12 protein-coding genes are annotated in these 14,196 nt (G+C 72.9%); 5 read left to right on the plus strand and 7 right to left on the minus strand.

Going from position 1 to position 14,196, the window contains the following annotated elements; genetic code table 11:
- Positions 1 to 211: 211 nt before the first annotated feature.
- Positions 212 to 889 (minus strand): PadR family transcriptional regulator, encoded by a 678-nt coding sequence (locus tag ACN28C_RS01190; RefSeq protein ID WP_422771774.1) that lies wholly within the window; start codon positions 887 to 889, stop codon positions 212 to 214.
- A gap of 172 nt (positions 890 to 1,061) precedes the next feature.
- Between ACN28C_RS01190 and ACN28C_RS01195 the strand changes: the two genes are divergently transcribed.
- On the plus strand, positions 1,062 to 2,879 hold the full coding sequence (locus ACN28C_RS01195; RefSeq protein WP_422771775.1) for an acetyl/propionyl/methylcrotonyl-CoA carboxylase subunit alpha: 1,818 nt from the start codon (positions 1,062 to 1,064) through the stop codon (positions 2,877 to 2,879).
- Between the two features lie 95 nt (positions 2,880 to 2,974).
- Positions 2,975 to 4,414, plus strand: coding sequence for a GuaB1 family IMP dehydrogenase-related protein (locus ACN28C_RS01200; RefSeq protein WP_422771776.1), 1,440 nt, complete (start codon positions 2,975 to 2,977; stop codon positions 4,412 to 4,414).
- A 126-nt stretch (positions 4,415 to 4,540) separates the two neighbouring features.
- Here the strand turns inward: ACN28C_RS01200 and ACN28C_RS01205 are convergent, their stop codons facing one another.
- The gene (locus ACN28C_RS01205) at positions 4,541 to 5,161 is read right to left on the minus strand and encodes a TetR/AcrR family transcriptional regulator (RefSeq protein WP_422771777.1); all 621 of its coding nucleotides are present in this window, start codon (positions 5,159 to 5,161) and stop codon (positions 4,541 to 4,543) included.
- Positions 5,162 to 5,256: 95 nt separating this feature from the next.
- Here ACN28C_RS01205 and ACN28C_RS01210 point away from each other — a divergent pair, with 95 nt between their 5' ends.
- Positions 5,257 to 5,706 (plus strand): DoxX family protein, encoded by a 450-nt coding sequence (locus ACN28C_RS01210; RefSeq protein WP_422771778.1) that lies wholly within the window; start codon positions 5,257 to 5,259, stop codon positions 5,704 to 5,706.
- Positions 5,707 to 5,752: 46 nt separating this feature from the next.
- Here the strand turns inward: ACN28C_RS01210 and thrS are convergent, their stop codons facing one another.
- From thrS to ACN28C_RS01230, 4 genes are all read right to left on the minus strand, one after another.
- Positions 5,753 to 6,964, minus strand: a complete 1,212-nt coding sequence (thrS, locus tag ACN28C_RS01215; protein WP_422774922.1) for a threonine--tRNA ligase — start codon at positions 6,962 to 6,964, stop codon at positions 5,753 to 5,755.
- A gap of 240 nt (positions 6,965 to 7,204) precedes the next feature.
- Positions 7,205 to 8,068: a transglutaminase family protein gene (locus ACN28C_RS01220; protein ID WP_422771779.1), complete on the minus strand. Its 864-nt coding sequence runs from the start codon at positions 8,066 to 8,068 to the stop codon at positions 7,205 to 7,207.
- A gap of 97 nt (positions 8,069 to 8,165) precedes the next feature.
- Positions 8,166 to 9,119 (minus strand): alpha-E domain-containing protein, encoded by a 954-nt coding sequence (locus ACN28C_RS01225; RefSeq protein WP_422771780.1) that lies wholly within the window; start codon positions 9,117 to 9,119, stop codon positions 8,166 to 8,168.
- Entirely contained in the window at positions 9,113 to 10,738 is a 1,626-nt protein-coding gene (locus ACN28C_RS01230) for a circularly permuted type 2 ATP-grasp protein (protein ID WP_422771781.1), read from the minus strand. The genes ACN28C_RS01225 and ACN28C_RS01230 overlap by 7 nt, the downstream gene beginning before the upstream one ends.
- A gap of 250 nt (positions 10,739 to 10,988) precedes the next feature.
- On the opposite strand from ACN28C_RS01230, the gene ACN28C_RS01235 reads away from it, so the two are divergent.
- On the plus strand, positions 10,989 to 12,035 hold the full coding sequence (locus ACN28C_RS01235) for a hypothetical protein (protein ID WP_422771782.1): 1,047 nt from the start codon (positions 10,989 to 10,991) through the stop codon (positions 12,033 to 12,035).
- Between the two features lie 185 nt (positions 12,036 to 12,220).
- Here the strand turns inward: ACN28C_RS01235 and ACN28C_RS01240 are convergent, their stop codons facing one another.
- Positions 12,221 to 13,624 (minus strand): NAD(P)H-quinone dehydrogenase, encoded by a 1,404-nt coding sequence (locus tag ACN28C_RS01240; protein ID WP_422771783.1) that lies wholly within the window; start codon positions 13,622 to 13,624, stop codon positions 12,221 to 12,223.
- Between the two features lie 106 nt (positions 13,625 to 13,730).
- On the opposite strand from ACN28C_RS01240, the gene ACN28C_RS01245 reads away from it, so the two are divergent.
- Positions 13,731 to 14,186, plus strand: coding sequence for a gamma-glutamylcyclotransferase (locus tag ACN28C_RS01245; RefSeq protein WP_421497006.1), 456 nt, complete (start codon positions 13,731 to 13,733; stop codon positions 14,184 to 14,186).
- Positions 14,187 to 14,196 lie beyond the last annotated feature (10 nt).

Raw genomic sequence — 14,196 nt, forward strand, 5'->3', positions numbered from 1 at the left:
CTGCTCCTGGTCAGCCGGACCGGTATGCCCACCGGCCCCATCCCCCCGGGGCACGCCGGAAGGCGCCCACGGCAACGCTTCCGGCAGGCTAACGCGATATAGCTTATCTAGTCAACGTTGATTATTACGCGTCCGTCGACGCCGCCGTCACCCGACGCCGCCGTCACCCGACGCCGCCGTCACCCGACGTCGCCGTCACCCGACGTCGCCGTCACCCGACGTCGCCCCCGTCATCCGACGTCGCCCCGTCACCCGGCGCGGCCTCAGGGTCGGTCCACCTGCTTTCGTTGACGAGCGTGTCAAACCGCTCCCAGCCGGGAACCTCGGGGAAGCCCTCGGGCAGGTACGGCACCCCGGCGTCGATCAGGTCGGCGATCCGCTCGCACCAGCCGATCTCACCCTCCGCCCTGGCGATGGTCAGCTGCCACATCCAGGTGACGTGGACCGGCTTGCCCCGCTTCATCCAGTCGGACTCCACGGCCGACCGCAGGCTGTCGTTACCCGCCCGCAGCAGCCGGGCCCGGTTGCGCAGGGCGGCCGAGGCCTCGTCGCGGGGCAGCGCCGGCAGGAACGAGAAGGCGGCGAAGAACGGGTCGGCCACCTCGCCGAGGCTCCACCAGTTGCCGCGGAGCAGATTCTGGAACTCGTCCTCACCCTTCGGCGTGACCTCGTAGGTCACCCGCGCCGGTCTGGCGCCGACCTGCTCGGTCGCCACCTCCCGCAGCAGCCCCTCCTCGGTGAGCTTGCGCAGCGCGTGGTAGATCGAACCGGGCTGGACGTTTGCCCACCTGTCCGCGTTCCAGCTCAGCAGTTCGCGACGTACGTCATAGCCGTGCACCGGTTGCATCCACCGGACCAGGCCGAGAATCATCATTCGGGTAGCCGACACACCATAAAGCGTAATAACCAAACTTGACTAACTCCCAACGCCATCCCGTGGCCCGGGTCACCCGCCTCGGGCACCAGCCCGTTGGAGCCCCGGAGCCGCGACCACCCCGCCGGACGGGCGTACGGTTCCGGTCGTCGACAATGTTCCTGGCAACCTGAGGAGGAGCAACCGAGTGCGCAAGGTACTGATTGCCAACCGGGGCGAGATCGCCGTCCGGGTCGTCCGCGCCTGCCGGGACGCCGGACTCGGCAGCGTCGCCGTCTACGCCGACTCCGACCGCGACGCGCTGCACGCCGTCCTCGCCGACGAGGCGTACGCGCTCGGTGGCGAGACGGCGACCGAGACGTACCTGCGGATCGACAAGCTGCTCGACGTGGCCGCGCGCTCGGGCGCAGACGCCGTACACCCGGGTTACGGGTTTCTCTCCGAGAACGCGGACTTCGCGGCGGCGGTGATCGACGCCGGCCTCACCTGGATCGGGCCGAGCCCGCAGGCGATCCGCGACCTCGGCGACAAGGTGACCGCCCGGCACATCGCGCAGCGGGCCGGCGCTCCCCTGGTGCCCGGCACCGCCGAGCCGGTCGGCGGGCCGGACGAGGTGCTCGCCTTCGCGGTCGAACACGGCCTGCCGGTGGCGATCAAGGCGGCGTTCGGCGGCGGCGGCCGGGGCCTGAAGGTGGCCCGGACGATGGAGGAGATCCCGGCGCTCTTCGAGTCGGCGACCCGGGAGGCGGTGGCCGCGTTCGGCCGGGGCGAGTGCTTCGTCGAGCGCTACCTGGACCGTCCCCGGCACGTCGAGGCGCAGGTCCTCGCCGACCGGCACGGCAACGTCGTGGTGGTCGGCACCCGGGACTGCTCACTGCAGCGCCGGCACCAGAAGCTCGTCGAGGAGGCGCCGGCCCCGTTCCTCAGCGACGAGCAGCGGGCGCAGATCCACGCCAGCGCGAAGGCGATCTGCCGGGAGGCCGACTACCACGGCGCTGGCACGGTGGAATACCTGGTCGGCGCGGACGGCACCATCTCGTTCCTGGAGGTGAACACGCGGCTCCAGGTGGAGCATCCGGTCACGGAGGAGACCTCCGGTATCGACCTCGTCCGGGAGCAGTTCCGGATCGCGGCCGGCGAGCGGCTCCGGTTCGACGCCGACCCCGTCCCCCGTGGACACTCGATCGAGTTCCGGATCAACGGCGAGGACCCGGGCCGGAACTTCCTGCCGGCGCCGGGCACCGTGACCGCGCTGCGGCTCCCCTCCGGCCCGGGCGTGCGGGTGGACGCCGGCATCGTCGCGGGCGACGTCATCGGCGGCAACTTCGACTCGCTGCTTGCCAAGGTGATCGTCACCGGGGAGACCCGTACCGAGGCGCTGGAGCGGGCCCGGCGGGCGCTCGACGAGATGGTGGTGGACGGGATGGCCACCGCGCTGCCGTTCCACAGGCTGGTCGTCCGGGATCCGGCCTTCACCGCCGAGCCGTTCGCCGTGCACACCCGGTGGATCGAGACCGAGTTCGACAACACCGTGCCGCCGTTCACGGGCGCCGCGCCGGCCGGCTACCCGACCGGCGGCCCGGCCGCCGGCGACGGTCGTGAGACCGTCGTGGTCGAGGTCGCCGGCAAGCGGCTCGAGGTCAGCCTCCCCGCCGGCTTCGGCGGGGGTACGCCCACAGCCGCCGGCCACGGCGGAGGTACGGGACCAGCCGCCGGCCAGGGTGCGTCGGGTGCCGCCGCCCGCCGGCCCGCCCGGCGCGGCTCCCGCTCCGGCGGGGCGGGTGGAGCCGGCGGTGACGCCCTGACCTCACCCATGCAGGGCACGATCGTCAAGATCGCGGTTGCCGACGGCGACACCGTCGCGGAGGGCGACCTGGTCGTGGTGATGGAGGCGATGAAGATGGAGCAGCCACTGCACGCGCACCGGGCCGGCGTGGTGAGCGGGTTCACCGCCGAGATCGGCGCGGTGCTCACCGCCGGCGCCGTCATCTGTGTCATCAGCTGAGCCGGGGGTGTGGGGAAGCGAGGTTAGGAAGGGCCCCCGCATCTACAGAAAACGATAAGCGGGGGCCCTTCCTTGCACTCGGGCATGATGGCCGGGTGCGGTTCATCAACGGCGCGAAGCCCGCGCAGGACCTGACCTACGACGACGTCTTCCTGGCGCCGGTCCGGTCGGCGGTGGAGTCCCGGCTCGACGTCGACCTGTCGAGCGCCGACGGTACCGGGACCACCATCCCGATCGTGGTGTCGAACATGACGGCGGTGGCAGGGCGGCGGATGGCGGAGACGGTGGCCCGGCGCGGTGCCCTCGCCGTGCTGCCGCAGGACATCCCGATCGAGGTGGTCGCCGAGGTGATCGGCTGGGTCAAGCAGCGGCATCTGGTGCACGACACCGCCATCACGCTCGGCCCGACGGACACCGTCGGGGATGCCATCCACCTGCTGCCCAAGCGCTCGCACGGCGCGGTGGTGGTGGTCGACCCGGCCGGGCGACCGGTCGGCGTGGTGACCGAGGCCGACACCGTGGGGGTGGACCGGTTCACGCAGCTACGCGAGGTGATGTCCACCGAGTTGCACACCGTGCCGGCCGAGGCGGATCCGCGGACCGGGTTCGACCGGCTGTCCCGGGGGCGCCGCCGGCTCGCCCCGGTGGTCGATGTCGAGGGCCGACTGGTCGGGGTGCTGACCCGACAGGGCGCGCTGCGGGCCACGCTCTACCGGCCGGCGCTGGACGGCAAGGGCCGGCTGCGGATCGCCGCCGCGATCGGGATCAACGGCGACGTCGCCGCGAAGGCTGCCGCGCTCTTCGACGCCGGGGTCGACACCCTGGTGGTGGACACCGCACACGGCCACCAGGAACGGATGCTCCGCGCCCTGCGGGCGGTACGCGCACTCGATCCGCCGGTACCGGTGGCCGCCGGCAACGTGGTGACGGCCGAGGGCGTACGGGACCTGGTCGAGGCGGGTGCGGACATCGTCAAGGTCGGTGTCGGGCCGGGGGCGATGTGCACGACCCGGATGATGACCGGGGTCGGCCGGCCGCAGTTCTCCGCCGTACTCGACTGTGTCTCCGCCGCCCGGGAGCTGGGCCGGCACGTCTGGGCCGACGGCGGGGTACGGCATCCGCGCGACGTCGCCCTGGCACTGGCCGCCGGGGCGTCCAACGTGATGATCGGCACCTGGTTCGCCGGCACCTACGAGTCACCCGGTGACCTCTACACCGATGCCGACGGCCGACGCTACAAGGAGAGCTTCGGCATGGCGTCGGCGCGGGCGGTCAGCGCGCGTACCGCCGAGGACAGCGCCTACGACCAGGCGCGGAAGGCGGTCTTCGAGGAGGGGATCTCCAGCGCCCGGATGTATCTCGACGCGACCCGGCCGGGCGTGGAGGATCTGATCGACGAGGTCGTCGCCGGGGTACGCAGCGCCTGCACCTATGCCGGGGCACCCGACCTCGCCGCGTTCCACGCCAACGCGGTGATCGGGGTGCAGAGCGCCGCCGGTTACGCCGAGGGGATGCCGCTGCCGACCAACTGGTGACGCCACCGGCGAGGTGACGGGGGCTCGGCCGGGTGCGGGGTGACGGGGGTCGGCCGGGTGCGGGGTGACGGGGGCTCGGCCGGGTGCGGGGTGACGGGGGCTCGGCCGGGTGCGGGGTGACGGGGCTCAGTCGGGCCCGGGTGACGAGGTTCGGTCGGGTGCGGCGAAGAGGCGCCGGATCACTCTCCGGGCGGCGGCCTCCGGGTCGTCGCCGACCTGGTCGGTCGGGAGCGCCCCGCCGAGCCACAGGGTCGCGAAGCCGTGCACGATCGACCAGGCGGCCAGCGCGGCGTTGCCGGCCTCGTCGCCGGTCGGTGCCGCCGGCAGCCCGGCGACGCCGGCACGGAGCGCCGCGCCGGCCCGTTGCCGGGCGGCGGCGAGGGCGCTGTCGTCGCGGTGCAGGAGTTCCGTCCGGAACATCACCTCGAAGTGGGCCCGGTGCCGCACCGCGAACCCGACGTAGCCGACGCCGGTTTCGAGCAGGGTGCCGCCGGACTCCTCGCGCACCCGGGCCAGCGTCTCGGCGAGCATCTCGAAGCCCTCGGTGGCGAACGCGGTGAGCAGCCCGGCCTTGTCGCCGAAGTGGTGTGCCGGGGCGGCGTGCGAGACGCCGGCCCGGCGGGCGAGGTCGCGCAGGCTGAGCGCGGCGGGGCCGGACTCCTCGATCGCGGTCGCGGCAGCGGCGAGCAAAGCCCGGCGCAGGTCTCCGTGGTGGTACTGCCGGCCGGCGGCAGTGGACTCGCTCATACCGGCCAGCATATCTTGCCATTGACAAGATGCGCCTTCAGGAGGGAATCTTGTCAGCGACAAGTTGCCCCTCCCGAAATCCGAAGGACGAGCCCATGGCCCCGATGATCGCCCTGCTCGCCGGTACGCTCCTCGCCCGCCTCGCCGGGCTGCTCGGCGCCGACGTCCTGGACGGCTGGCAGCCCGCGCTCCGGGTCGGTCTGGCGCTGATGTTCCTGCTCACCGGCTCCGCCCACTTCACCGCCGGCCGCCGCCACGACCTCGTCGCGATGGTTCCGCCGGCGCTGCCCCGGCCGGAGCTGCTGGTCACGGCGACCGGGATCCTCGAGCTGGCCGGCGTGGTCGGGCTCCTCGTCCCGGCCACCGCCCGGTGGACCGCTCTCGGGCTGGCGCTGCTGATGGTCGCGATGTTCCCGGCCAACGTCTCCGCCGCCCGTCGCGGACTGACCCTGGCCGGCCGCCCGGTCACCCGGCTCGGCATCCGGGCGGCACAGCAGGTGCTCTACGTCGCCGCCGCGCTGCTGGTGGTCCTGCTACCGGGGTGAGCGCGCGGGCCACGTCCCGCCCGGGAGTGAGTGCACGGGCCGGGCCTCACGGCAGCAGCTCCGCCGAGTGGCTGGCCACCACCCCGGCGATCAGGCGCAGCGCGTCCGGCGCCGCCAGCGGGTCGATCCCCCGGCCGTCCCGCAGCCGTAGCGCCACCTCGCCCGCCGACACCTCCCGGGCGCCGAGCACCGCCGCGTACGGCACCCGGCGCAGGGCGGCGTCCCTGATCCGGGCGCCGAGGGAGCCGTCGCCGACCATCTCCGCCCGCAGCCCGGCAGAGACACAGTCCCGGCGGAACGCCTCCGCCGCGGCCGCCTGCTCCGGGCCGACCGGCAGCACCCGGACCTGGACCGGCGCGTACCAGGCCGGGAACGCCCCGGCATGCACCTCGATCAGATACGCGAAGAGCCGCTCCATGCTGCCGACCAGGCTCCGGTGCAGCATCACCGGGCGGGCACGCCGGCCCCGGGCGTCGGTGTAGGAGAGGTCGAACCGCTCCGGCTTGTCGAAGTCGAGCTGGATGGTGGAGAGGGTCGACTCCCGGCCGGCGGCGTCCCGTACCTGGATGTCGATCTTCGGTCCGTAGAACGCCGCCTCCCCGGCCGCCTCGACGTACGGCAGCCCGGCCAGCGCCGCCCGGAGCAGTTCCTCGGCGCGCCGCCACATCCCGTCCTCGCCCACGTACTTCTCGCCCGGTCCGCGCAGCGACAGCCGGAACCCCGCCGGGCGTACCCCGAGCGCGGCATGTGCGACGCGGATCAGCTCCAGCACCTCGGCGACCTCGGCGCCGACCTGCTCCGGTGCGCAGAAGTTGTGCGCGTCGTTGAGCGAGATCGCGCGTACCCGGTTGAGGCCGCCGAGCACGCCGGAGCGCTCCGGCCGGTACATCCCGCCCAGCTCGCCGATGCGCAGCGGCAGCTCCCGGTAGGACCGCCCCCGCGCCCGGTAGACCAGGGCGTGGTGCGGGCAGAGCGCCGGACGCAGCACGAACTCGTCGTCGGCGGAGAGCCGCAGCACCGGGAACATGTCGTCGGCGAAATAGCCGAGATGCCCGGAGAGCTCGAAGAGTTCCCGCCTGCCGAGCGGCGGCGAATAGACGTGCTGGTAGCCGGCCCGGCGTTCCAGCTCGCGGACGTACTCCTCGACGCTGTGCCGGGCGGCGGCGCCGGCCGGCAGCCAGATCGGCAGACCGGCGCCGGAGAGCGGATCGGCGTGGAAGAGCTCCAGTTCGCGGCCGAGCCTGCGGTGGTCGGGCATGGTGCGGTGGTCGGGCATCTCGGTCTCCCGGATCGGTACGCCTCCGGCGGCGACTCCGCCCGGCAGGATGCCGGTCCGAGGTCACGACGGGGCCCCGGGGCGGATTGCCCCGGGGCCGGTCGGACGGAACGTCAGCGCGGCACGCCGGGCTCTCCCGGCGTCGTCGTCTCCCGCATCGCGCTGCACATGGCGGTCACCGTACCGCCGCCGGCTCCGCCCCGCAGCCGATTTCCGCCGGCCTCAACGCAGCCGGGTGATGGCCACCTCGACGCCCTGGCCGGTGTTGGCCGGGCCGGAGTAGACGCCCTTGAGCGGCGGCACGTCACCGTACTCCCGGCCCCGGCCGACCACCACGTGCCGCTCGCCGACCGGTATCCCGTTGGTGGGGTCGAAGGCCGTCCACCGGCCCACCCACCACTCCACCCAGGCGTGGCTCTGCCCGACGACGCTCTCCCCGATCGCGGCGTCCGGCGCGGGGTGCAGGTAGCCGGAGACGTAGCGGGCCGGGATGCCGACGGTGCGCAGCAGTCCCACCACCAGGTGACTGATGTCCTGGCAGACGCCCTTGCGCTGCCGCCAGGCCTGCACGGCGCCGGTCTGTACGTCGGTGGCGCCGGAGGCGTACTCGACCTCGTCCCTGACCTGTTCGCAGAGGGCCGTCGCGGCGGCGTGCGGGGTTGGCTGGGCGGCCCGGACGGACTCGGCCAGCTCGGTGAGTTCCGAGTCCAGCGCCGTACGCGGGGTCGGCAGCAGCAGCTCGTACCAGCGGTCCATGTTCTCCGGCCCGCGCAGGTCGGCCCAGCCCACTCCGTCGGTGGCGGCCAACTGGTCGCCCGGCCCGGTCGTCTCCACCGTGGAGACGGCGGTCACCTGCAGCGACTCGTGCGCGTTGTGCACGTCGAAGGCGGTCACCACGGTCCCCCAGTAGTCCTCGTACCGGTAGGTCCGGGCCGACGGCCACACCTCCACCCGCGCCTCCAGCACCGCCTGGCGGGCCTCGTTGCGCGGCGACATCCGCGCCTCGTTGTAGGACGAGGCGACCGCACCCGCGTAGGTGAAGCCGGTCCTGTGCCTGATCTTCAACCGCCAGCTTCCCACCGTCATCGCGTCCCCTGTCCTCCCGTCCGGTCCCGCCCGCCCGACGGCCCGCTCCCGGCCGGCCCGTGCGACCCGCCCGTCGGACCTTTCCCGCCCGACACGGTCACGACACCGCCTCCGGGAGCCAGGCGACCGCCGAGGTCTGCCGGAAGTAACGCCGGGAGACCGCGTCGTTCACCTGGGAGCAGGTGCGCTCCAGGCCGCCCAGCACCACGGCGAGGTCGCCGATCAGCTCGTCGGCGGCCCGGAACTCCAGGCCGGTCCGGGCCCGGCCGATGATCCGCTGGGCGTCGGTGGCGACGCCGGTGCGGCCCGACTGCCCGGGCCCGCCGGCCGGCTCCAGCTCGTGCAGGCACGACTCGGCCCGGGAGAGCGCGGCAAAGACCGAGCGGGGGAAGAGGCGGTCGAGCAGCAGGAACTCGGCGGCGTACCGGTCGTCGAGCGAGCCGCGGTAGGTGCGCAGGAACGTCTCCCAGGCACCGCAGGAGCGCAGCAGGGTCAGCCAGGACGGGATGCTGCCGCCGGCACGTACGTGCGTGGAGAGCAGCCGGGCGGTCATGTCGACCCGTTCGACGCTGCGGCCGAGTACCAGGAAGAGCCAGCCCTCGTCCCGGCTCATGGTGGCGTCGGTCAGCCCGGCCATCACCGCGCAGCGCTCCCGGACCCACCGGAAGAAGGCGTGTACGCCCTGCTGCTCCGCCCGCCGCCGGACCGCCGGCAGGCCGTGCCAGGTCGAGTTGAGGCACTCCCACATGTCGGCCGAGATGGTTTCCCGGGCGCCCCGGGCGTTCTCCCGGGCAGCGGCGAGCGCCCCGACCACCGAGCTCGGGTTCTCCTCGTCCAGGCCGAGCACCCCGACCACCCGGGCCGCGGTGACCGGCTGCTCCAGCCGCCCGAAGCCCATCACGGTGAGCAGGGAGCGGCAGGCGGTCGCCTCGTCGACCCACGGGTCGGCGACCATCCGATGCAGGTGCACGTCGAGGATCCGGGCGGTGTCCTCGGCCCGCTCGACGTAGCGGCCGATCCAGTAGAGCGACTCGGCGATCCGGCTCAGCACCCCGACCACCCCGGTGCGGCGGCGCTCTCCCGGCCGGACTGCTGCTGTTGCTGCTGCTGCGCGCTGACCAGGCCGGCGTCCGGCCCGGGGTCCGGGCTACGCGGCGCCGGGACCGGTGGCGCGAGCGGGCTCTCCGGGTTGGTCGGCTCGATCCCGGTGGCCAGGTCGACCGCGCTGAGCCCGGCGGGCGGCTCGGCGAGTACCCAGGTGTCCTTCGACCCCCCGCCCTGGCTGGAGTTGACCACCAGCGCCCCCTCCGGGAGGGCCACCCGGGTCAGCCCGCCAGGCAGCACCGTGACCCGCTGCCCGTCGTTGACCGCGAACGGCCGCAGGTCCACGTGCCGGGCCCGCAGCCGGTTGTCGATCAGGGTCGGCACCATGGAGAGCGCCACCTCGCGCTGGGCGATCCAGCCGCGTGGGTCGACGGTGATCCGGTGCCGCAGCTCGGCGAGTTCCTCCTCGCTGGCCTGGGAGCCGATCACGATGCCCATCCCGCCCGAGCCGTCGACCGGCTTGAGCACGAGCTCGGGGAGGCGGTCGAGGACGTGGTCTCGCACGTCCGGGTCCTCGAGCCGGTACGTCTCCACGTTGGACAGGATCGGCTGCTCGGCCAGGTAGTAGCGGATCAGCTCCGGGACGTACGAGTAGAGCAGCTTGTCGTCCGCGACCCCGTTGCCGACCGCGTTGGCGACGGTGACCCGGCCGGCCCGGGCCGCGTTGAGCAGCCCGGCGACCCCGAGCACGGAGTCGGCCCGGAAGTGCACCGGGTCGAGGAACTCGTCGTCGATGCGCCGGTAGATGACGTCGACCCGCTGCTCGCCGGCGGTGGTGCGCATGGCGATCTCGTTACCCACGCAGACGAGGTCCCGACCCTCGACCAGTTCGACGCCCATCTCGCGGGCCAGCAGCGCGTGCTCGAAGTAGGCGGAGTTGTGCACACCCGGGGTCAGCACCACCACCGTCGGGTCGGTGACCCCGACCGGTGCCGCCGCGCGCAGCGCCCGCAGCAACTGCCCCGGGTACGACTCGACCGGCTGGATCCGGGTGGCGGCGAAGACCTCCGGCAGCACGTGCGCCATGGCCCGCCGGTTCTCCATCACGTAGCTGACCCCGGACGGGACCCGGACGTTGTCCTCCAGCACCCGGAAGTCGCCGCGTTCGTCGCGGACCAGGTCGACCCCGGCGACGTGGATGCGTACGCCGTTGTGCGGGACGATGCCGGCGGCCTCGCGGTGGAAGTGCGCGCTGGTCACCACGACCCGGCGCGGCACCACGCCGTCGGCCAGCACCTGGCCGGCGCCGTAGATGTCGGCGAGGAACGCCTCCAGCGCCTTCACCCGCTGGGCGACCCCGGCCTCGACCACCCGCCACTCGTCGGCGGCGATGATCCGGGGGACGATGTCGAGCGGGAAGGGCCGCTCGACGCCCTTGAGCGCGAAGGTGATCCCCTGGTCGAGGAAGGCCCGGGCGAGCACGTCGGCCCGGACCCGGAGCTCGACGCTGGAGAGCGGTTGCAGGGTGGCGTGCAGCGCCTCGTACGCGTCCCGAGGCATCCCGGGCGCGCCGAACATCTCGTCCCAGCCGGGGCCGAGGCGGTAGTCCTCGAACAAGTCCGCCATGGCCCGACGTTACGCCGATCTCGTTGCGCCCGCGTAACACGGAGACCCCGGATGATCGCTCAAATCGGGCAGTTCTCCTGGTCAGTGGAGCCGTTGACGCTCTCCATCAAACGAGGTCTGTCGATGTATCAATCGGTTGCGGGCGTCCGCTGTCCGATTCGGGACTGAAACCTGCTCGGCTTCCGGCGCGTGTTCGCCATTGTTCGACCACCTAGTTCGCCATTGTTCGACCACCTAGGGAGAGGCAGAAATGACCGAGATCTCACGACGGACCGTCCTGCGTGGAGTCGCCGTCACGACCGCAGCCGCCGCACTCACGTCCGGGTACGCCGTCGCGGCGTCCGCCGTGCCCGCGCCGGCCGCGCCCGCGCCCGCCGTATCCGCCGCACCCGGCGGCACCTGCGCGATGCGGACCCTGCCGGTGCCGGCGGAGACCTACCGCAGCGACGTCACCGCGATGGACCCGTCGGGCCGCTTCGTTCTCGGCTCGGCGATAGTACGCCAGGCCACCGACACCTACCCGGTGCTGCTCTGGGACCGGGGCCGGCTCACCAGCTTCGACCCGCCGGCGCCGGGCGGCAGTCCGGTCGACGTCAACCGGCACGGCGTCGCGATCGGCAACGGGCCGCGCGACGTGCCGTCGCCGCCGTGGCGGTACCGCGACGGGCGGGGTGAACTGCTGCCGGTGATCGACCCGGCCGACGACACCACAGTGGTGGCCGTCAACTCCCGGGGCGACATCGTCGGCATGGGTCTCACCCCGACCAACCAGCGGTACGGGCTGCTCTGGCCGGCAGGGCGGCCGGGCGCCGTCCAGGTGATCAACACTCCGTCGCCGTACTCGGTGATCACCGGCTTCACCGACGGCGGCACCGTCGTCGGCCGCACGGACGAGGTGGAGACCACCTCGTGGCTGCGGACACCGTCCGGCGCGCTGCGCCCGCTGAGCGGACCGGACGGGGACACCTGGGTGACCGTCCGGGCCGCGAGCGGGCGCTGGGCAGTCGGCCAGGGCCTGCAGGGCGGTGCCAACGCCGGGCTGCGGTGGGATCTGCGGACCGGCCGGTACACCGTGCTCGACCCGCAGCTCACCCACGACCAGACCGACGTCAACGCGCGCGGCACGGTACTCGGCGGAAGCCTGCTACAGCGCGGTGACACCGTGCTGACGCTGCCGTCTCCCGCACCCGACCACGTCGTCGGCGGTCGCGCCATCGCCGACAACGGCACGGTCGCCGGCTTCCACAACCCCAGGGTGCCCGACGGGGTGCGGGCGGTGCTCTGGACCGGCTGCTAGGCCGGGACGGCCCGAGGTGGGCCGCCGACGCGGGACCCGTCGGCGGCCCGGTGCCGAACCGCTTCGACCACGCCGGGAACGGGGGACCCGGCGGTCGCGGCTCGCGCGCCGCCAACGGTACGCCGGCAACGACGGACACACCGCCCCGTCACACTCCGTGACATCGACCGGATCCCCCGGTGCGGTCACTCCAGCTCGTGCAGCATCAACTGGCGGGCGGCCTCCGTGATCGACCCGGAGAGCGACGGATAGATGGTGAAGGTCATCGCGAGCTGGTCGACGGTGAGGTTGTTCTCCACCGCCATCGTGATCGGCAGGATCAGCTCGCTCGCCTTCGGCGCCACCACCACCCCGCCGACGACCTGGCCGCTGGCCGGACGGCAGAAGAGCTTCACGAAGCCGTCCTGCTGGTCGGCCATCTTGGCGCGGGCGTTGCCGGCCAGCGGCAGCATCACCTGGCGGGCCGGCACCCTGCCCGAGTCCACCTCGTTCTGCGACACCCCGACGGTGGCCAGCTCGGGGTCGGTGAAGACGTTGGCGGCGACGGTACGCAGCCGCAGCGGCGAGACCGCGTCGCCGAGCGCGTGCCACATGGCGATCCGGCCCTGCATCGCGGCCACGCTGGCCAGCGGCAGCACCCCGGTGCAGTCGCCGGCGGCGTAGATGCCGGGCACGTTGGTCCGGGAGACCCGGTCGGTGCTGACGTAGCCGCCCGGTGCGACCGTCACGCCGTACTCGGTCAGGCCGAGGTCGGCGGTGTTCGGTACCGAACCGACCGCCATCAGCGCGTGCGAGCCGTACACCGTCCGGCCGTCGGCGAGCGCCACCTCGACCCCGTCGTCGGTGCGGCGGACCGCGTTCGCCCGACTGTTGTTGAGAATCTCCATCCCCCGGGCCCGGAAGACCTGCTCGATGGCGCTCGCCGCGTCCGGGTCCTCGTGCGGCATCACCCGGTCGCGGCTGGAGACCAGAGTCACCTCGACCCCCATCGCCAGGTACGCGCTGGCGAACTCCGCCCCGGTGACGCCGGAGCCGATCACGATCAGCCGTTCCGGCAGCTCGGGCAGGTCGTAGACCTGGCGCCAGGTCAGGATCCGCGCACCGTCCGGGACCGCACTCGGCAGCACCCGGGGGTTGGCGCCGGTGGCGATCAGCACCGTCGAGGCGTCCATCGAGTAGGTGGAGTCCCCATCCGACGGGGTGACCAGCACCCGGTGGGTGTGACCGAGCGTGTCCTCGCCGAGCCGCGCCCGGCCGGAGACGAAGGTCACGCCGGCCTTGATGAGCTTTGCGTGGATGTCGGCGGACTGGGCGAGCGCGAGCCGCTTGACCCGGCCGTGCACGGTCGGTGCGTCGACCGTGATCGCCTCCAGCCCGTCCGAGTGCACCCCGAACTCCTCGGTGTCCCGATATCCGGTCACCACCTCGGAGCTCGCGATGAAAGTCTTCGACGGCACGCAGTCGTGCAGCACGCAGGCGCCACCCGCGCCGTCGGTCTCGACGATCGTGACGTCGGCGTCCAACTGGGCCGCGACCAGCGCCGCCTCGTAGCCGGCCGGCCCACCGCCGATGATGACAATCCGGCTCACAGTGCTCGCCCTCCGTCGATGCCCGTAGTGACAATCTTGTCCAGAACCCGTCCGACACGCACCGTCGTATTCTCCCCCACCCCTCCGTCCGGCTATCGTCATCGCCGTGCGTCATTACGCCGCGTACGGCTCAAACCTCGACCCCGCCCGGATGCGGGCCTACTGCCCGCACTCGCCGATGGTGGGCACCGGCTGGCTGGAAGGCTGGCGGCTCACCTTCGCCGGTGAGGGGGTGCTCGGTTGGGAGGGTGCCGTCACCACCATCGTCGAGTCGCCCGGCGATCGCGTCTTCGTCGCACTCTACGACGTACACCCGTGGGACGCCGCCCAACTCGACGAGGTCGAGGGGGTGGCCTCCGGCACCTACCGGAAGCTGCACGTCCGGGTGGTCACCCTGGACGGCGAGATCACCGCCTGGGTGTACGTCTTCGCCGGCTACGAGGGCGGGCTGCCGACCGCCTGGTACCTGTCGGAGATCGCCAACGCGGCGGAGAAGGCCGGCGCGCCCGACGACTACGTGGCCGAGTTGCGTTCCCGCCCGACCGGCACCGCCTCGACCTGACCGGAAGCCC

This window comes from Plantactinospora sp. WMMC1484 (assembly GCF_049315195.1).
In the GTDB taxonomy this organism is placed as follows: Bacteria; Actinomycetota; Actinomycetes; order Mycobacteriales; family Micromonosporaceae; genus Plantactinospora.